The organism is Spongiibacter sp., assembly GCF_041602295.1.
GTDB lineage: Bacteria > Pseudomonadota > Gammaproteobacteria > Pseudomonadales > Spongiibacteraceae > Spongiibacter.
On sequence record NZ_JBFIGO010000010.1, the window covers coordinates 1 to 18,869 of the forward strand.

Below are 18,869 nucleotides of genomic sequence, written 5' to 3' on the forward strand. Positions count from 1 at the left end.
AGGCCGGCCTTAGCAGCTTTGTGGTGCTGAGCGCCGCGCGCGATGTTGATAACCCCGATCTCAATGCGCTGGCGGCGGAGCGATTGTATTCTCCGCGTGCTGAGGGCGGAATGGGCTATTCTCTGGCCGATGGTATTGCACAGTTGCTCGCGCATTTCGGCGCCGAGCCGGCGGACTGCCTTGCCGCGGACAATCCAAAACAGCTGCCGGCAGCCGTATTGCTTATGCCGGCCGATCTGCCATTGCTGCGTATTTCGTCTATTCGCAAGGTCGCTGAACAGGCGGCTGAGGGGGCTATTGTTGTGCCTCGCTGCGCGGGCAGGCAGGGGCATCCGGTGGCATTCGGGCGGCATTTCTGGCCCGCCTTGACTCAGCTCCGTGGTGATGTGGGAGCGAAAAAACTGATCGCGGCGCAGTCCCTTCCGCCTCATTATGTCGATGTTGACGACCCCGGTATTTTTAGCGACGCCGACACCAGCGACAGGATGCGCGAATTATTTGGCCGGTTGTCGCCGCCCTGAGCTGCTCATGCGTGGCAGCAAATGAATGAACGCTTCGGCGGCATTCGATAGGCTGCGGTTGCGGTGGTGAACGCAGCCCAAGGTGCGGCTAAGCTGCAAGCCTTCCAGTTCCAGAGCAACGACGGAATCATCCAGTAGGGTGTCGGGTAAAATGCTCCAGCCCAGGCCGATGCCGACCATCACCTTGATGGTCTCCAGGTAGTTGGTCGACATGCCAATGGTCATTTTCAGGCCGGCGTCGTCAAACAGCTGCTTGATGATTTGGCCGGTATAGGTGTTTAGTCCCGGGGGGAGGGCGGTGTGCTGGCTGAGCATGGCCGTTGTCACCTGGCCGGCGCTTGCCAGTGGGTGGTCTTTGGCAACGGCGACGGTGAGCTTGTCTTCCCATACCGGTAAAAAACTGAGGTGCTCCTCCTGGCTCGGCGACAGGGTGATGACCGCCAGATCCATTTCGCCGTGCAAAATCCGGTGGTGGGCCTGTTCGGAATCCATAAAGTCGATGTCCAGCTGCACGTCGGGGTAGCGCTGGCTGAATTCGCGCAGCACGGGGGGCAGGCGGTGCAGGCCAATATGGTGGCTGATGCCCATCGATAAACGGCCCGAGACGCTGCCGCGCAGGTCGCTGATGCGCCGCCGCGCCTCGCGGATATCCTGTAAAATTTTCTGTGCCTCGGGCAGCAGTGCGCGTCCCGCTTCGGTGAGGTGGACCCGGCGGCCGATGCGGTCGAACAGGCGGCAATCCAGCTGTTTTTCCAGTGTGGCTATGCGTTTGCTGATGGCCGGCTGGGTGAGGTGGAGCTGGGTCGCCGCGTCGGAAAACGACTGGTATTCGGCGACGCTGAGAAAGGCTTGCAGTGATTGTGTGTCCATAGTCCTTAGCTTATACATTCCATATAGGAATGCAAATAATGAAAAATATGAATTTGTTTTATTGGTTCCTGCTGCGTAAAATTGCCCCAACTCTCCATTTCACAGGATCTGCTCATGGCTGCACAAACACTTTACGATAAATTATGGGCCGCGCACTTGGTGAAAGAGCGCGATGACGGCACGGCGCTGATTTACATCGATAGGCAGCTAGTGCATGAGGTGACCTCGCCGCAGGCCTTTGAGGGCTTGCGCCTGGCCGGTCGCAAACCCTGGCGGACCAGCGCTAATCTGGCGACCCCGGATCACAATGTGCCGACGCTGCTGGCTGAGCGCAGCGGCGGGGTGAGCGGTATCCAGGATGAGGTGTCGCGTATCCAGGTGAAGACCCTGGATGATAACTGCGAGGAATTCGGTATTACCGAATTTTCTATCAACGACGAGCGCCAGGGCATCGTACACGTGGTCGGCCCCGAGCAGGGGGCCACTCTGCCGGGCATGACGGTCGTTTGCGGCGATTCGCACACCGCTACCCACGGCGCTTTGGGGGCGCTGGCCCACGGTATTGGTACCTCTGAGGTGGAGCATGTGCTGGCCACCCAGTGCCTGATTCAGAAGAAAAGCAAAAACATGTTGGTGCGCGTCGATGGCGAGTTGGGCGCTGGCGTGACCGCTAAAGATGTGGTGCTGGCGGTGATCGGCAAGATTGGCACCGCGGGCGGCACTGGCTATGCCATTGAATTTGGCGGCGAGGTCATTCGAAACATGTCCATGGAAGGGCGGATGACGATCTGCAATATGGCCATTGAGGCTGGCGCGCGCGTGGGCATGGTCGCGGTAGACGACACCACCATCGACTATGTTAAGGGGCGCCCGTTTGCACCGAATGCGCAAGAGTGGGAGCAGGCGGTGGCGTTCTGGAAAACCTTGCACAGTGATGAAGGCGCGCATTTTGACGCCGTTGTGGAACTCGATGGCAGTGAGATTGCCCCGCAAGTGACCTGGGGGACAAGCCCGGAAATGGTGTTGCCGGTTGGTGCCAATGTGCCCGCTCCCGACGAGTTTAGTGATGCGGCCAAGCGCAGTGCCTGCGAGCGGGCGCTGACCTATATGGGTTTGCGTGCCGGCCAGCCTATTACTGACATTCAGCTCGACCGGGTATTTATTGGTTCCTGCACCAATTCGCGTATTGAAGATTTGCGCGAGGCCGCCAGCGTGGTGAAGGGTAAAAAAATCGCTGCCAGCCTGAAAGAGGCCCTGGTGGTGCCGGGCTCGGGCTTGGTGAAGAAGCAGGCGGAAGCCGAGGGCTTGGATAAAATTTTTGTCGAAGCGGGTCTGCAGTGGCGCGAGCCCGGTTGCTCGATGTGTCTGGCGATGAATGCCGACAAGCTGGGTGCCGGTGAGCACTGCGCGTCGACCTCGAATCGCAATTTTGAGGGGCGCCAGGGTTTTGGTGGTCGCACCCATCTGGTCAGCCCCGCGATGGCCGCCGCAGCGGCGATAGCCGGTCATTTTGTTGACGTACGTGAGTGGAAATAAGGAGAGCGCGATGAAAGCATTTACCCAGTTAGACGGTCTTGTGGCACCGATGGATCGCGCCAATGTCGACACCGATATGATTATTCCCAAGCAGTTCCTCAAGTCGATCAAGCGCAGCGGTTTTGGCCCCAATCTGTTTGATGAGCTGCGCTATCTTGACGAGGGGCAGCCCGGAGCCGATTGTAGTGGCCGGCCACTGAATCCCGATTTCCCGCTTAATCAGCCGCGCTATCAGGGCGCTTCGGTGCTGCTGGCGCGGGAGAATTTCGGCTGTGGCTCCAGTCGTGAACACGCGCCTTGGGCGCTGGAAGACTACGGTTTTCGCTGCGTGATCGCGCCCAGCTTTGCCGATATTTTCTTTAATAACTGTTTTAAAAACGGTGTGCTGCCGATAGTGTTGCCGGCCGAGGTGGTCGACGAGCTGTTTGTGGCGATGTATGAGCAAGAAGGGTATCAGTTGCGGGTTGATCTGCCGGCGCAGATAATTCGCACCCCGGATGGCCGTGAGATCGCCTTTGAGGTCGACGCCTTTCGCAAGCACTGCCTGGTCAATGGCCTGGATGATATTGGCCTGACCCTGCAAGACGCCGACGCCATTGCCGAGTTCGAGCAGGCGTGGCAGAAGAAATCTCCCTGGCTGTTTCGCGAGCACTCTGCGTAACGCTTTTTTGAATGAATACAGGAACAGAAATCGTGTCTGAGAATACTGCACGCAAAGTTTTGATGTTGGCCGGTGACGGCATTGGCCCAGAGATTATGGCTGAGGCTCGCAAAGTGCTCGAGGCAGTTAATGCTTCGCATAACTTGCAGTTGGAGCTGGATGAGGCGCTGCTTGGCGGCGCGGCAATTGATGCGGTGGGTAAGGCCCTGCCCGATGAAACCTTTGCCAAATGTGAAGCGGCCGATGCTATTTTGCTGGGCGCGGTCGGTGGGCCTAAGTGGGATAATTTGCCGCCTGCTGATCGTCCCGAAAAGGGCGGTTTGCTGGAGATTCGCAAGCGCCTCGATTTGTTCGGTAATCTGCGTCCCGCAATTCTCTATCCCCAGCTGGCGGATGCCTCATCGCTTAAGCCCGAGCTGGTTGCCGGCCTGGATATTTTGATTGTTCGCGAGTTGACCGGCGGGATTTACTTCGGTCAGCCGCGCGGCATTCGCGAACTGGAGAATGGCGAGCGCGAGGGCTACAACACCTACGTTTACAATGAGTCGCAAATTCGCCGCATTGCCAAAGTGGCCTTTGAACTTGCGCAAAAACGTGGCGGCCGTCTGTGCTCGGTAGACAAGGCCAATGTTCTGGAAGTGACCATGCTGTGGCGCGAAGTGGTTGCCGATATGGCCAAGGACTACCCCGATGTGGAGCTGAGCCACATGTACGTGGACAACGCCGCGATGCAGCTGGTGCGCGCACCCAAGCAATTCGATGTGGTTGTGACCGGAAATATGTTTGGCGATATTCTGTCTGACGCCGCGGCGATGCTGACCGGTTCTATCGGTATGCTGCCCTCGGCATCACTGGATGTGAACGGTCGCGGTATGTACGAGCCCTGTCACGGCAGTGCGCCGGATATTGCCGGCCAGGGGATTGCCAATCCGCTGGCGACGATTTTGTCGGTAGCAATGATGCTGCGTTATTCGCTTGCGGAGCCCGAGGCGGCACAGGCGATCGAGGATGCGGTTAGCCGGGTATTGGACAAGGGGCTGCGCACGGCCGACATCTATTCAGAAGGTTGCGAAAAGGTAGGCACCACGCAAATGGGTGATGCCGTGCTCGCAGCTTTGGCGGAAGGCTAATTACCGCCAGCGTCGCCCGCCGTGTTTTGCGGGCGCACAGTGAGCGCGCCGGGTGTTTGGCGGCTCACCTTGACGAACAGGAGATAGCGATATGAAAGTAGGATTTGTCGGTTGGCGCGGTATGGTCGGCTCGGTGCTGATGGGCCGCATGCTGGAAGAAAACGACTTTGATGGTATTGAACCGCAGTTTTTTACCACCTCGAATGTCGGTGGTCAGGGGCCGGATATTGGCCGGGAAACTGCGCCGTTAAAAGATGCGCACGATATTGCGGCGTTGGCGGAAATGGACGCCATTATTTCTTGCCAGGGCGGCGACTACACCAAGGCGGTTTTTGCCGATTTGCGCGCCAGCGGCTGGCAGGGCTACTGGATAGATGCCGCTTCGTCTCTGCGTATGAACGACGATGCCATTATCGTGCTGGATCCGGTTAATCTGGATGTGGTGAAGGATGGGCTGCAGCGCGGTGTTAAAAACTATATTGGCGGTAACTGCACCGTCAGCCTGATGTTGATGGCCATTGGCGGGCTGTTTCGCGAGGGTCTGGTGGAGTGGGTCAGCGCCCAGACCTATCAGGCGGCCAGCGGTGCTGGCGCTAAAAACATGCGCGAATTGATCGCGCAAATGGGCAGTATTCGCGATGCGGTGGCGCCGGAGCTGGCTGATCCGCGTAGTAATATCCTCGATATTGACCGAAAGGTTGCCGAGGCGATGCGCGCCGAGAGCTTCCCTAGCAGTGAGTTTGGTCACGCGCTGGCGGGCAGTCTGTTGCCATGGATTGATACTCAGCTGGAAAACGGCCAGAGCCGCGAGGAGTGGAAGGGTCAGGCAGAGACCAACAAGATTCTGGGTCGCGATGACTCGCCGCTTGCCATCGACGGCAACTGCGTGCGTATTGGCGCCATGCGCTGCCACAGCCAGGCGTTGACGATTAAGCTCAACAAGAATGTTGAACTTGCGGAAATCGAGCGTATTTTGGCTTCTGCCAATGACTGGGTAGATGTTGTGCCCAACGATCGCGACGCGACATTGCAGCGGCTGACGCCCACCGCCGTGACCGGCACCTTAAAAGTCCCCGTTGGCCGTTTGCGTAAACTCAACATGGGCGAGCAATACCTGTCGGCCTTCACCGTTGGCGACCAGTTGTTGTGGGGCGCGGCAGAGCCCTTGCGCCGCATGTTGCGGATTATTCGAGGTGATATTAGCTGATGGCAAATCTGGCAATTTTCTCTGCCGACAATCTCGAGGGGCAGCAGCTCCTTGAGGCCCTATCTGATCTCGAACCGGCTCCCCAGTCGCTGCGGCTCTACAGTGCTGCAGCCTACGATGCCGAGCCGGCGATGTACCGCGGCCGGCCGCTGGATTTCAGGCCCTTAGAGGATGCCGATTACACGGCGATCGACATTGCGGTATTTATGCCGGGGCAGAGCTTGGGCGATTGTGTCGAGGCTGCAGAGCTGGCGGGTTGTCGGGTGCTTGACGCCGCTGACGTGCTGGCGCAGCGGGGCGATGTGCCGGTATATGGGGCGGGTGGTGAGTTGCCGCTTGATGCGCGCAGTATCGCTATTGCTGATGCCGTAAGCAGCCATATCGCGCTGGTGTTGCGCTTGCTGCCGGCGGTGCGGCGTGTTGACGTTGCCGTCGCACAGCCGGTTTCTGTCGCCGGGAAAGAGGGTGTGGATGCCTTGGCGGCGGAAAGTGCCCGGTTACTTAACGGTCAGGCCTTGGAAAGCAGTGCGCTGGCGGCGCAAATCGCGTTTAACGTTCTGCCCATTCCCGCCGCCAAGAGCGCTGAAATCGAGCATAACCTCGGGGCGCTGTTGGCCGCTGACGGTGTGCGTCCTCAGGTTAATTGCCAGGCGGTGATGGCGGCGGTTTTTTACGGCCACTGTGCAATGTTGCGCGCTGAATTTGACGAGCCGCTCAAGCTCGGAGATTGCCGCACCGCACTGCTTGGTGATGCGCGTTTCCGGGTACTGCTCGGCGAGGGCGAAGAGCTGGCCAGTCCGGCTGGATTAAAGGGTAGTGAGACCATTGATATTGCTGAATTGGCGCTGGATAGACGCAGTGATAATGTGCTGCGCTGTACTTTAGTGGCGGACAATTTGCGCAAAGGTGTCGTACTTAACATTATTGAATTGCTTAAAATCTTGATAAAAAACGACATATAGCTAATATTTACGCATACTATCCGAGAATAATTCTAGATAAAAACGCCTGTAGTTTGCGGTCCACACTGCGAAGCTATTCGAAATTATCGTCGCCTCGATTCGCCTTGTGGTCGGGTCGGGGCGATGCAGCAACGAGACGGTGGAAATATGAGGAAGAGTCTGGCCCAAGCGGTACTGTTAGTGGGTGCCATGCATGGCAGTTTGGCGAGCGCCTTGGGGGTCGGGGAGATCGCGCTGGCGTCTTCACTCAATCAGCCACTGAAAGCGTTTATTCCGCTGCGCGAAGCCGACGGCCTGCAGGCGGCTCAGCTGCGTGTCGAGCTGGCTGATAGCGAGGCGTTTCGCAATGCGGGAGTCGATCGCGCCCAGTTTCTCAGTAAGCTGGAATTTCTGGTTGAGGTGGGTAAAGACGGGCGTGGGCGTATTATCGTTTCCACCAGGCAGCCGGTGGTCGAGCCCTACTTGGATTTTATTTTAGAAGTGCGTTGGCCCAATGGCCGTATGCTGCGTGAATACACTGTATTGTTGGATTTGCCGGTTTTTGAGTCGGACGCAGCGCCCGCTAGGCCCGCTCAGATTTCTGCGTCCTCGACCATTGTTTCTGAAATGTCTGAGCAGGCCGAGCCCGCCGCTGTCGAGCGCGAGCCCGGCGGTTCGCGAGGTAGTGTCCCGGTATCGGCGCCCGTGTTGCGGGAAAGCACTTCGGCGGCGGGCTTGCGCCCGCGCCCGGCCGATCAGAAAACCGATTTGCCAGCCAGTGGCAATGACCAGGAATACCGCGTCCAGCACCACGATACCATGTGGAAAATCGCCGCTCGCTTGCGCCCCAGTCCTTTTGTGACGACCGAGCAAACGATGATTGCGCTGTTGCGCAAGAATCCAGATGCCTTTATTGGCAATAATATTAATCGGGTTAAGTCCGGGTATTTGCTCAAGGCGCCCAGCGAGGATGAGGCCAAGGCACTAGATCACAGCGATGCCCTGCGCGAGATTCGCCAGCAGGCCAGCGACTGGCGCCGGCGTCGCAGCAGTAGTGCGGCACCGGCAGGTGCCAGTGCGGCGGCTCAGCAGTCGGCGCCGCAGCTTGATGCAACCAAGGGCGCCGAGCAGGCGCCTTCCGGCGCTGCTGGCGACGATGTGCGTTTTAGCATAGGTAGTGCCGGGGATAGTGCGTCGGGCGAGGAAGTGGATGCCTTGCGGCAGCGCCTGCGCAATGAGCAGGAGGTGCTGGAGAAAGTCCAGTTGGAAAATGCCTCGATGGCGACCCGCGTTCGGGAGATGGAGAAGCAGGTTGATACCCTGCAAAAGCTCATCGCGTTAAAAAACCGAGAACTCGCGGCGCTGCAAGCCGGTCTTGCTTCCCAGCCGAATATTGACAGCGCTCAAGCCGAAGCTTTGGCGGTAGAGATTGCCGAGGTAGAGTCTGATTTGCAGGATGATCAGCAGGTGCTGGCCGAGCGCGAGGCGGAAATAGCGGCGTCAGCGCCAGAGGTGGCTGGCGGCGATGCCGGTCTTGGGGATGAGGGCGGCGAGCAGCTGTCGGATGAGGGTGGTGATAGCGCTGCGCCGGAGGGCGAGGCGCCGGCAAGTGTGATTGTGCCTGCGCCTGCAAAGCCGTGGTACTTGACGCCTCTCTATCAGTACATTGCCGCGGGTGTCTCGGTCTTCTTGCTGTTGCTGCTGGCTTTGCGTCGTCGCAGTCAAGCTGCCGAAGAAGATGACGCTCAGGCATTTGACGCGGTGATGGCGCCGCCGGTGGCGGCTGCTGAGAATGCGAGTGATGCCGATGCAGATGCTGCGCAGGACGCTGCGGCCGAAGTTGATATTCCAAATTTGGACGAACCCGCCGACGACAGTGCTGCCGAAGGTTTCGATTTTGACAGCCTCGGCGATATGGAGCTGTCCACTGGCGAGACTGCCGGCGACGAGGCGCTGACCCTCGATCAAGAGCCGGTGGAACCGCAGACCGATGACGCCATTTCCGAGGCGGAAATTTATGTGGCCTATGGCCGCTACGACCAGGCTGCGAGCCTGCTGAAATCCGCGATTGCCAAAGAGCCGGGGAATGCGGAGCTGCAACTTAAGTTGCTGGATATTTATCTGGATACTCGCGATCGTGAGGCGTTCTTAGAGTGCTATCGGCAGTTGGAGGCGAGCGGTGATAGTGCGGCGCTGGCCAGAGTGAAGGAGTCGATGTCCGCGGTCGAAGGTGTTAGTGGCTGGTTGGATGACGGGGGTGTTGGTGTTGCCCCCGATTTTGAGGCGGTGGCCGATGGCGCGCTGGATGACCTCGATTCGGAGCTTTCTTTCCTTGATGATGACGCGGCCGGCAGTGTGGCTGAGTCCGCTGCTGAAGCCGAAGTGGCTGGCGACAGCAGCGAGTCGGAGCTGGAAGAATTTGAATTGCAGCTCGATGATGACTTTGATCTCGATGCCCTGGCTGACGAAGGCGGCGCTGAGAGTGATGTTCTCAGCGCAGAAGAACCGACTGGTCAGGCTGGCGCGTTTTCGACTGAGCTCGAGGCGTTTGCCGAGGATGGGGATGGTGCTGCAGAGGGCGAGCCAGATTCATTGTCAGTCGCGGCCGATGACACCGCATTAGGGGAGGGCGAGCTGGGTTCGGGCGAAGATCAGGGAATGGACCTCGAGCTGGATGCTGACTTGGGTGAATTTGACTTTGACCTTGGCGATGATGAGACGACCTTCTCTGCTGATTCAGTTGAGAGTGAGGGAGAGCGGGACGACAGGGCTGCCGATCTAAGTGATGTGGATTCGGCGCTCGCCGAGCTGGATGCGGATACAGCGGAATTGTCGCTGGACGATGTTGAGGCTGGCGATGCCTCGCTCGCCGAGTTGGATGCGGATACGGCGGAATTGTCGCTGGACGATGCTGAGATTGGCGATGCCTCGCTAGAGGATAGCGCTGGGGATGAGTTGGCAGATCTGGATGCCGCGCTCGCTGATCTGGATGCGGAAGTTGGCGACTTGTCTTCGACGGCTGAGGAGGCACTCGAGGAGCCGTCGGCGGATGCCGGCGATAAACCCGCCGACGACGAGCAGGCGCTGGACTTGGATGACCTTGTCTTCGATGAATTTTCGGCCGATGAATTGTCTGAAGATGCATTGTCTGATGACGAAATTGGCACATTGTCAGATAGCGATGACATTACCAATAAGTTGGACCTCGCTCGTATGTTTGTCGAGATGGGGGATGTTGACAGCGCTCGCGATGCTCTCAATGAGGTGCTGGAACTGGGTAATGAGGCACAGCAGGCGGAAGCCAGTGCCTTGCTAGAACAATTGAAATAAGCGTGGACACCACTATTGTCGAGCCCGAGGCGTTTGCTCGGGCCGATACCCAATTGCTGCCTGCTGGCAGTCGCATTGCAATGGCTGTTGAGTATCAGGGCAGCTGTTATCGCGGATGGCAGAGTCAAGATAAACCCCGTGTGGCTACCGTTCAGGATGCTGTGGAGGGTGCCGTTTCCTCGGTGGCTGCTGCTCCGGTTACCGTAATTTGTGCTGGGCGCACCGATGCCGGGGTACATGCGGCTCACCAGGTTGTGCACTTTGATGCGCCGACGGCCAGAAGTGCGAAGGCATGGCTGGCGGGGAGCAATGCCTTGCTGCCCGATGATATCGCGGTGCGCTGGGCGGTGCCGGTGGCCAACGATTTTCATGCGCGCTTTTCAGCGACCGCTAGGCGCTATCGCTATATTATTCTCAATCAGGCGCGCCGCGCCGCGCATATGGTGGGAGCGCTCACGCATGTGGAGCTGCCGCTGGATGCCGGGCTGATGCATAAAGAGGCGCAAGTGCTGGTCGGCGAGCAGGATTTTAGCGCCTTTCGCGCGGCGTCCTGTCAGTCACTGACGCCGATGCGCAATATTCATTTTGTCGATGTCCAGCGTCGCGGAAGGCTGGTGATCATTGATATCCAGGGCAATGCCTTCTTACACCATATGGTGCGCAATATCGCCGGTGTGCTGATTGCTGTCGGTAGTGGCCAACAGCCGCCAGGTTGGACCGCTGAGGTGCTGGCTGGCCGCGATCGCAGTCGCGGCGGGGTGACCGCTAAGCCCCACGGCCTATACCTTGTCGATGTGCATTACCCATCTGAGTTTGGCCTGCCCAAGTTGTCGCCGGGGCCTGAATTTATCCGTGCCTTCGATGCTGAATTTGCGGCAGAAAGCGTGGATATTTGCTAGTATTGCCAGCCGTTTAGTGGCTTGGTCAGATCTGAGTGTTTCGTACTCGCGTAAAAATTTGTGGCATTCGCCGCCTGGAAGACGCTCTCGCTGCGGTTGAGGCGGGCGCTGACGCCTTGGGGTTTGTGTTTTATGAGCAGAGCCCGCGCGCCGTTACCATCGAGCAGGCCGCCGAGATCATTGTGCAGCTGCCCGCGTTTGTCAGCAGTGTTGGCTTGTTTGTCAATGCCTCGCGAGAGCAGTTGCAGCAGACCTTGGATAACTGTCCCTTGGATATATTGCAATTTCACGGCGATGAATCAGCGGCATTCTGCGAGGCCCTGGGGCGGCCCTATTTGCGTGCGCTGCGTATGCGCGATGGGATTGATGTTGTCGCTGAAGCCGCGCAGTACCCTAGCGCCAGGGCGATACTGCTAGATAGTTATAAACGCGGGATGCCAGGTGGCACGGGTGAGACCTTTAACTGGCAAAAAATTCCGCTGGAACGGGACTTTCCGCTGTTGCTGGCTGGCGGTTTGTCCAGTGAGAATGTCGGGGCAGCCATCGCCAGCTGCCGGCCTTGGGCCGTTGATGTCAGTGGTGGCGTGGAAAAGCAGCCTGGAATTAAATGCCCCGAACGTATCCGGCAATTTATTCAAGCGGTCGCAGATGCAGACCGACGGGAGTATTGAGTGAGTAAGCAGTCAGAACCTATCGATTTTAGTCAGTTTCCCAATGCCCAAGGGCATTTCGGCCCCTACGGTGGGCGCTTTGTCTCTGAGACACTGATCTTTGCCCTGGATGAGTTGGCGGCGAGTTACCAGCGCCTGAGTCAGGACAAGGATTTTCGTGCCGAATTTGATCGCGATTTGGCTCACTATGTGGGGCGCCCATCGCCGCTCTATCACGCCGAGCGCTGGTCGCGCGAAGTGGGCGGTGCGCAGATTTACCTTAAGCGTGAAGATTTAAACCATACCGGCGCGCACAAGGTCAACAACACCGTAGGTCAGGCCTTGCTGGCCAAGTACATGGGCAAGAAGCGGGTCATTGCCGAGACGGGTGCGGGGCAGCACGGTGTGGCCTCGGCGACGGTGGCCGCACGCTTGGGTATGGAGTGCCAGGTGTTTATGGGCGAGGAAGATATTCATCGCCAGGCACTGAATGTATACCGTATGAAGCTATTGGGTGCCGAAGTTATCTCGGTCAAATCCGGCTCACGCACGCTCAAAGATGCCATGAATGAAGCCATGCGTGATTGGGTGACCAATGTTGACGACACTTTTTATATTATTGGCACGGCGGCGGGGCCGCACCCCTACCCGATGCTGGTGCGCGATTTTCAGGCAGTGATTGGCCGCGAAGCGCGGGCTCAACACTTGGAGCAAACCGGTAAGCTGCCGGACGCTTTGGTTGCCTGTGTGGGTGGCGGCTCGAATGCCATTGGTTTGTTCCACCCATTTTTGAATGACGAATCGGTGGCCATGTACGGCGTAGAGGCTGGCGGCCACGGTGTTGCCACTGGCGAGCACGCAGCGCCGCTTAGCGATGGCCGTCCCGGTGTACTGCACGGTAACCGTACCTACCTTATGCAAGATGAGAATGGCCAGATTATTCACACTCACTCGGTCTCGGCCGGGCTGGATTATCCTGGAGTGGGGCCCGAGCACTCCTGGCTGAAGGATATTGGCCGGGTAAATTATGTCGCTATCAATGATGATGAAGCTCTCGAGGCCTTCCGTAAGTTGACGTTAACAGAGGGCATTATGCCGGCGCTCGAGTCTAGCCATGCGGTGGCATACGCCGAGAAGCTAGCGGCGACGATGAGTCCAGAGCAAAGTATCGTGGTCAATTTGTCGGGCCGCGGAGACAAGGATATTCACACGGTTGCCAGCATCGATGGCATCGGTATTGATTGACGGGGAAGTGCATTGAGTCGTTTAGTCCAGGTTTTTGAACAGCTTGCCGAGCGCGGAAAAAAAGCGCTGGTTCCCTATGTGGTGGCCGGTGATCCAGGCCCGCAGCATACCGTGGCCCTGATGCACGCGCTGGTAGACAGCGGTGCGGACATTATCGAACTCGGGGTGCCGTTCTCCGACCCGATGGCCGAGGGCCCGACCATTCAGTTGGCCCATGAGCGCGCTTTGGAACACCATGTATCACTGGCGCAGGTTTTGGCGATGGTCGCCGAGTTTCGACAGTGCGACAGCAATACGCCGGTGGTGTTAATGGGCTATACCAACCCGGTAGAGCGTATGGGCTACAGCGAGTTTGCCGAGCGCGCCCGTGCTGCTGGCGTTGACGGTCTGTTGACCGTCGACATGCCACCGGAAGAGGCCGAGGAAACCAGCCGCTTGCTCAAAGATGCCGGTATGGACAATATTTTCTTGCTGGCGCCGACCAGCAGTGACCAGCGTATTGCCAAGGTGGCGGCGCTCGCCAGCGGTTATCTTTACTGTGTGTCGCTAAAAGGTGTGACCGGCGCGGGGAATCTGGATATTGACAGTGTGCGCGCGCAAATGCAGCGTATTCGCGCGAAAAGCGAGCTGCCGGTAACCGTGGGCTTCGGTATTAAGGATGGAGCCTCCGCTGCCGCCATCGCCCCGCTGTGCGAAGGAGTCGTGGTCGGCAGCGCCTTGGTGGATCGACTTGCGAAATGGGATAGTGCTAAGGATACTGAGCAGCAAATCGCGGAGGCGGTGAGTTTGATTGCCGATATCCGCAAGGCCATAGATGCGGTAGCCGACGTCTGAAGCGGCGCCGTATCGGAAGATAAAAACAAAATAGTAGACAGGAAATCACAATGAGTTGGGTTGATAAGATTCTGCCCTCTGGGGTGCGCCGTTCGGATCCTTCCGAGAGAAGGAAGGCTGGTGGTGTGGTGCCCGAGGGGCTGTGGAAAAAGTGTGTGAAGTGCGAGGCGGTATTGTATCGCCCCGATTTGGAAGCGAATCAGGACGTTTGTCCTAAGTGTGACCACCATATGCGTATCGGCGCTCGTCGGCGTATTGCGCTATTTCTCGATGAAGAGGGCAGAGAGGAAATTCTCAGCCACATCGAGCCGGTGGATCGCTTGAAATTTAAGGACAAGAAAAAATACCGTGATCGCCTCAGTGCGGCGCAAAAGAGTACCGGCGAGAAGGATGCGCTGATTGCCTATACCGGTACAGTGAAGTCTGTTCCTGTAGTGGTGGTCGCCTTTGAATTTAATTTTCATGGTGGCTCTATGGGGTCGGCGGTGGGGGAGAAATTTACCCAGGCTGCCAATGTTGCCCTTCAGCAGCGACGCCCCTTGGTGTGCTTCTCGGCCTCGGGCGGAGCGCGTATGCAGGAAGCATTGATCTCGCTGATGCAGATGGCCAAGACCAGTGCGGTGTTGGAGAGACTTAAGCAACAAGGCGTTCCCTATATTTCGGTAATGACCGATCCCATATATGGCGGTGTGTCGGCCAGTTTGGCGCTGTTGGGAGATGTAAATGTTGCGGAGCCGGGCGCGCGAGCAGGGTTTGCCGGTCCCAATATTATTGAGCAAACCATTCGCCAGAAATTACCGCCGGGCTTCCAGCGCAGTGAGTTTTTGCTAGAACACGGCGCCATCGATATGATTGTTCGCCGCGCGGATATGCGCGACACATTGGCCAGAGTGCTGGGCAATCTCACCCATTATCAAAATTAACAGGGTTGCGCCCTATGCGGTTTGTGCAATTGCAGGACTGGTTGCAATGGATAGAGGCGCAGCACCCCCGCGAAATTGACCTCGGTTTAGAGCGTGTTGCCGCAGTAGTGGCGCAAATGAATCTGTCGTTGGCGATGCCGGTAATTACCGTTGCGGGTACCAATGGCAAGGGGTCTTGCGTGGCGCTGTTATCGGCGGTGCTCAGTGCCGCCGGTTACCGCGTTGGGGCGTATACCTCGCCGCATTTGCTACGCTACAACGAGCGCGTGGTAATCGATGGCCAACAGGTCAGTGATGCGGCCCTGGTGGCCGCCTTTGATCGGGTTGACCGCGTTCGCGGTGACACATCTCTCAGTTATTTCGAATTCGGTACTCTGGCGGCGCTGCAGCTGTTTTCCGATGCGCAGCCCGATGTGCTGGTGTTGGAAGTGGGGCTGGGTGGCCGTTTGGACGCGGTGAATGTTGTCGATGCCGACATCGCGATTATTAGCTCGGTAGACCTCGATCACGAGGCCTGGTTGGGCAATGATAGGGAGGCGATCGCCAAGGAAAAGGCCGGCATAGCACGTCGCGGCAGGCCCCTGGTGTTTGGTGACCCACGCCGCTGCGAGGCGGTGCTCACTCTTGCCGAGGCATTGCAGCTGCCGCTTTATCAGCGCGGTGTCGATTTTGACTTTGTTCGTGAGGCCCAGTGCTGGGACTGGCGTGGTCGTAGTGATGCCGGTGGCGATGCGCATTTAGCGGCACTGCCCCTGCCTGCGGTGATGCTGGACAATGCTGCCACGGTCATTCAGGCTGTGCAATTGTTGTCGCTGCCAGTGGATGAAGGGGCCATTCGTCAGGGCTTGACGGCGGTGCGCATCGCTGCCCGTGGTGAGTACCTGCAGCTGCGCGAGCATGGTTTATTGTTAGATGTCGCTCACAATCCTGCGGCACTGGCCCATTTGTCTGAGCAGCTCGCTGAGTTGCCGCCAACAGGGAAGGTCGTGGCGGTGTTTGCGGTGATGGCCGATAAGCACGTGGCCGATAGCTTGGCGGCCTTGATAGCTCGTATTGATCATTGGTATTTGCCGCCGTTGCCGGGTGTTCCGCGGGCAATGGCGCCAGGTGTGTTGCGCGAACACCTGCTTGCGGCGGGCGCGGCAGAGACGGCGGTGTCGCAGCCGTCGGAACTTGCCGAGTCGCTGGCGGCTATTCGCGCTGAGCTGAAGGCAGATGATTGCCTGGTCGTATTTGGCTCGTTTTTTACGGTAGCAGCAGCGATGCAGGCTATGCCGGCAACTGCTTTTGTGGAGAGCTTGCACTGATGATGAGACAGCGTTTGGTGGGCACCCTGGTTTTGCTCTGTGGCGGGGTTATTCTTTGGTCGCTGCTGTTTACCGGGCCGGCAGAATATAAGCTGGATCGCACTTCACAAATTCCCGTGGCGCCGCGTATCGACTTGCAAGAAGATGTCGAGCCACAACAGCCAGAAGGCATTCCGTCGGCGTTGGCGCCTATTGTCGAGCCGCAGCCGGTGGTCGCGCAGCTGGATGAAGAGGATGATGGTGGGCGCTTTAATGGCAGTGGCGTCAAAGCTGCCGCCAGTCCGCCGTCGGAGGCGAAGGAAAGGAGCGCTGCTGCGCCGGCGCCCAAAGTCGCTACTGTTGAGGTTCAGTCTAAGCCCAAGGCAGAGTCTAAGCCCGAGGCAGAGTCTAAGCCGGTGCCGCCGGCTGAGCCCAGTGTCGAGGCCAGGGGCTTGCCGGTTGCATGGGTGATACAGTGTGGCAGTTTCGGGCAGCAGAGCAACGCTGACAAGCTGGTGGAGCGGATGCGCCAGAGTGGCTATAAGGCCTACAGCGAGAAGGTTGAGCGCCGAGGTACCACCCTTTACCGGGTGTTAGTGGGGCCTGCTTTGAACCGCGAGCGCGCCGAGGCGTTGCGGGTCGAAATTAACCGTCGCTTTGCATTAAAGTCGATACTCAGCCGCTTTGAAGGATAAAGGCTTGGGCTGGAAGGCTCAGCTTGGTAGAATTCGCTCCTTTACAGATTCCTGGAGCCGCAAGCGGTGCTGACGAGCTTTAATTGGGCTGACTGGGCCATTCTCGCCATTGTCGTCGTTTCCTCACTGATCAGCTTGCTGCGCGGCTTTGTTCGCGAAGCCCTGTCCTTGGTTTCCTGGGCGGTGTCGTTTTTTATTGCCGTTGCCTTCCACCAGCAAATGGTGGCGGTGCTGGAGCCGCTGGTCGATAAAATCTACCTTCGTGACATTCTCGCCTATGTTCTGCTGTTTACCGGTGCGTTGGTGCTGGGAAGCCTGGCGACCCACTTGATCGCCGAAGTGGTTAAACGCAGTGGCTTGAGTGGAACCGATCGCTTGCTGGGTATGATATTTGGCACCACCCGGGGCATGATCGTGGTGTTGGCGGCTTTGGTGTTGCTGCCGTCACTGCTTGCCGGTATAGAAAACGACCTGTGGTGGCAGCAATCCAAGTTGATTCCAGAGTTCCTGTTAATGCGGGACTGGTCAGAACAAAGTTTTAGTGATCTCGTAGGGTGGGTGTCGTCTTTGTGGGACACTCACCGCTAATCTAACCGATATGCAACAAGAGGTAGGGCTGCATGTGTGGTATCGCTGGCATCGTCGCCAAACGCAACGTCAATCAGGATCTTTATGATGCCCTGACTGTACTCCAGCACCGCGGCCAGGACGCCGCCGGCATAGTCACTTGCCAGGATGGCCGGCTTAATCAGCGCAAGGGCAATGGCCTCGTGCGCGATGTGTTTCACACGCGGCATATGCAGCGCTTGCTGGGGAATATGGGTATTGCCCATGTGCGTTATCCGACGGCGGGCAGTTCTAGCCCCGCACTGGCGCAGCCGTTTTACGTTAACTCCCCCTATGGCATCAGCCTGGCGCACAACGGCAATTTAACGAATGCCGAGCAGCTGTCTCAGGAGCTTTTTCAATCGGATTTGCGCCACCTCAATACCGAGTCGGATTCGGAAGTGCTGCTCAATGTGTTTGCCCATGAATTGCAAAAGCTCGGCAAGTTAGTCCCCAGTGACGATGATATTTTTTCTGCTGTCGCAGGTGTCCACAAGCGCTGTCGTGGTGGTTATGCCGTGGTGGCGATGATTGCGAACTACGGGGTGGTCGGTTTTCGTGATCCCAATGGTATTCGGCCGTTGGTTTACGGAGTCCGTGACAGCGCTGAAGGCAAGGAATATATGCTCGCTTCGGAGAGCGTGGCGCTGGATGCGTTGGGTTTTAAATTGGTGGCTGACGTGGCGCCTGGCGAGGCGGTGTACATCAGTGATGCTGGTGAGATTACTCTGCGGCAGTGCGCGGAGGAAAGCCACTGTCGCCCCTGTATTTTTGAGCATGTGTACTTCGCCAGGCCCGATTCGATTATGGATGGCGTGTCAGTCTACAAGTCGCGCTTGCGTCAAGGTGAGCGATTAGCTGAAAAAGTACTGCGTGATCGCCCCGATCACGATATCGATGTGATAGTGCCTATCCCCGATTCCAGCCGTATTGCGGCGCAGTCGATGGCCTCGGTATTGGGGGTGAAATTTCGCGAGGGTTTGGTGAAAAATCGCTATATTGGCCGAACCTTTATTATGCCCGGTCAGAGCGCTCGCAAAAAATCGGTAAAACAGAAGCTCAATGCCATCGGTCTGGAGTTTAAGGGCAAGAATGTGATGCTGGTGGATGATTCCATCGTGCGCGGCACCACTTGCCAGCAAATTATCGAGATGGCTAGGGAGGCCGGTGCGCGCAAGGTGTATTTTGCTTCGGCGGCGCCGCCGGTGCGCTACCCTAATGTCTACGGTATCGATATGCCCTCAGCGGAAGAGCTGATTGCTCACGGCCGCAGTGTCGAGGAGATACAGCAAGAAATCGGTGCCGACTGGCTGATTTACCAAGACCTTGAAGATTTGGTTGAGTGCTCTGCCGAGGGCAACCCGAATATTGATACTTTTGATTGCGCGGTTTTTGACGGCGATTATGTCACCGGTGATGTGGATCAAGCATATCTTGATAAGTTGGCCGCCGACCGCAATGACAGCCAGCAGAGTGTGCGCAATGCTGCCTCGGGTGACGGCGCATTGGTTGGTCTGCATAACGACGTGTCCTGA

17 protein-coding genes are annotated in these 18,869 nt (G+C 57.8%); 16 read left to right on the forward strand and 1 reads right to left on the reverse strand.

What is annotated here, in order from left to right; genetic code table 11:
• Positions 1–521: NTP transferase domain-containing protein (locus ABYM29_RS03475; protein WP_372862156.1), on the forward strand; the 521-nt coding region annotated here is incomplete at its 5' end.
• On the opposite strand, the gene ABYM29_RS03480 is transcribed toward ABYM29_RS03475, so the two are convergent.
• Positions 495–1,391, reverse strand: coding sequence for a LysR family transcriptional regulator (locus ABYM29_RS03480; protein WP_372862159.1), 897 nt, complete (start codon positions 1,389–1,391; stop codon positions 495–497). The two genes, ABYM29_RS03475 and ABYM29_RS03480, sit on opposite strands and share 27 nt — an antisense overlap.
• Positions 1,392–1,505: 114 nt before the next feature.
• On the opposite strand from ABYM29_RS03480, the gene leuC reads away from it, so the two are divergent.
• From leuC to purF, 15 genes are all read left to right on the forward strand, one after another.
• The gene (gene leuC / locus ABYM29_RS03485) at positions 1,506–2,927 is read left to right on the forward strand and encodes a 3-isopropylmalate dehydratase large subunit (protein ID WP_372862161.1); all 1,422 of its coding nucleotides are present in this window, start codon (positions 1,506–1,508) and stop codon (positions 2,925–2,927) included.
• A 10-nt stretch (positions 2,928–2,937) separates the two neighbouring features.
• Entirely contained in the window at positions 2,938–3,588 is a 651-nt protein-coding gene (leuD, locus tag ABYM29_RS03490) for a 3-isopropylmalate dehydratase small subunit (protein ID WP_372862164.1), read from the forward strand.
• Positions 3,589–3,650: 62 nt separating this feature from the next.
• On the forward strand, positions 3,651–4,718 hold the full coding sequence (gene leuB, locus ABYM29_RS03495) for a 3-isopropylmalate dehydrogenase (protein WP_372862297.1): 1,068 nt from the start codon (positions 3,651–3,653) through the stop codon (positions 4,716–4,718).
• A 91-nt stretch (positions 4,719–4,809) separates the two neighbouring features.
• Positions 4,810–5,925 (forward strand): aspartate-semialdehyde dehydrogenase, encoded by a 1,116-nt coding sequence (gene asd / locus ABYM29_RS03500; RefSeq protein WP_372862167.1) that lies wholly within the window; start codon positions 4,810–4,812, stop codon positions 5,923–5,925.
• Complete coding sequence (locus ABYM29_RS03505) at positions 5,925–6,887, forward strand: Asd/ArgC dimerization domain-containing protein (protein WP_372862169.1); 963 nt, start codon at positions 5,925–5,927, stop codon at positions 6,885–6,887. The genes asd and ABYM29_RS03505 overlap by 1 nt, the downstream gene beginning before the upstream one ends.
• Before the next feature lie 147 nt (positions 6,888–7,034).
• On the forward strand, positions 7,035–10,196 hold the full coding sequence (locus ABYM29_RS03510; RefSeq protein WP_372862172.1) for a FimV/HubP family polar landmark protein: 3,162 nt from the start codon (positions 7,035–7,037) through the stop codon (positions 10,194–10,196).
• Positions 10,197–10,198: 2 nt separating this feature from the next.
• Complete coding sequence (gene truA / locus ABYM29_RS03515; RefSeq protein ID WP_372862174.1) at positions 10,199–11,095, forward strand: tRNA pseudouridine(38-40) synthase TruA; 897 nt, start codon at positions 10,199–10,201, stop codon at positions 11,093–11,095.
• 35 nt (positions 11,096–11,130) lie between these two features.
• Entirely contained in the window at positions 11,131–11,766 is a 636-nt protein-coding gene (locus tag ABYM29_RS03520; protein ID WP_372862177.1) for a phosphoribosylanthranilate isomerase, read from the forward strand.
• Positions 11,767–12,990, forward strand: coding sequence for a tryptophan synthase subunit beta (gene trpB, locus ABYM29_RS03525; protein ID WP_372862180.1), 1,224 nt, complete (start codon positions 11,767–11,769; stop codon positions 12,988–12,990).
• Between the two features lie 12 nt (positions 12,991–13,002).
• On the forward strand, positions 13,003–13,824 hold the full coding sequence (trpA, locus tag ABYM29_RS03530; protein WP_372862182.1) for a tryptophan synthase subunit alpha: 822 nt from the start codon (positions 13,003–13,005) through the stop codon (positions 13,822–13,824).
• Positions 13,825–13,874: 50 nt separating this feature from the next.
• Positions 13,875–14,747, forward strand: coding sequence for an acetyl-CoA carboxylase, carboxyltransferase subunit beta (gene accD, locus ABYM29_RS03535; RefSeq protein ID WP_372862184.1), 873 nt, complete (start codon positions 13,875–13,877; stop codon positions 14,745–14,747).
• Between the two features lie 14 nt (positions 14,748–14,761).
• The gene (gene folC / locus ABYM29_RS03540) at positions 14,762–16,054 is read left to right on the forward strand and encodes a bifunctional tetrahydrofolate synthase/dihydrofolate synthase (protein WP_372862187.1); all 1,293 of its coding nucleotides are present in this window, start codon (positions 14,762–14,764) and stop codon (positions 16,052–16,054) included.
• Positions 16,054–16,728, forward strand: a complete 675-nt coding sequence (locus tag ABYM29_RS03545; RefSeq protein ID WP_372862189.1) for an SPOR domain-containing protein — start codon at positions 16,054–16,056, stop codon at positions 16,726–16,728. Before folC ends, ABYM29_RS03545 begins: the two co-directional genes overlap by 1 nt.
• A gap of 66 nt (positions 16,729–16,794) precedes the next feature.
• Positions 16,795–17,316: a CvpA family protein gene (locus ABYM29_RS03550; protein WP_372862191.1), complete on the forward strand. Its 522-nt coding sequence runs from the start codon at positions 16,795–16,797 to the stop codon at positions 17,314–17,316.
• Between the two features lie 32 nt (positions 17,317–17,348).
• Positions 17,349–18,869, forward strand: coding sequence for an amidophosphoribosyltransferase (purF, locus tag ABYM29_RS03555; protein ID WP_372862193.1), 1,521 nt, complete (start codon positions 17,349–17,351; stop codon positions 18,867–18,869).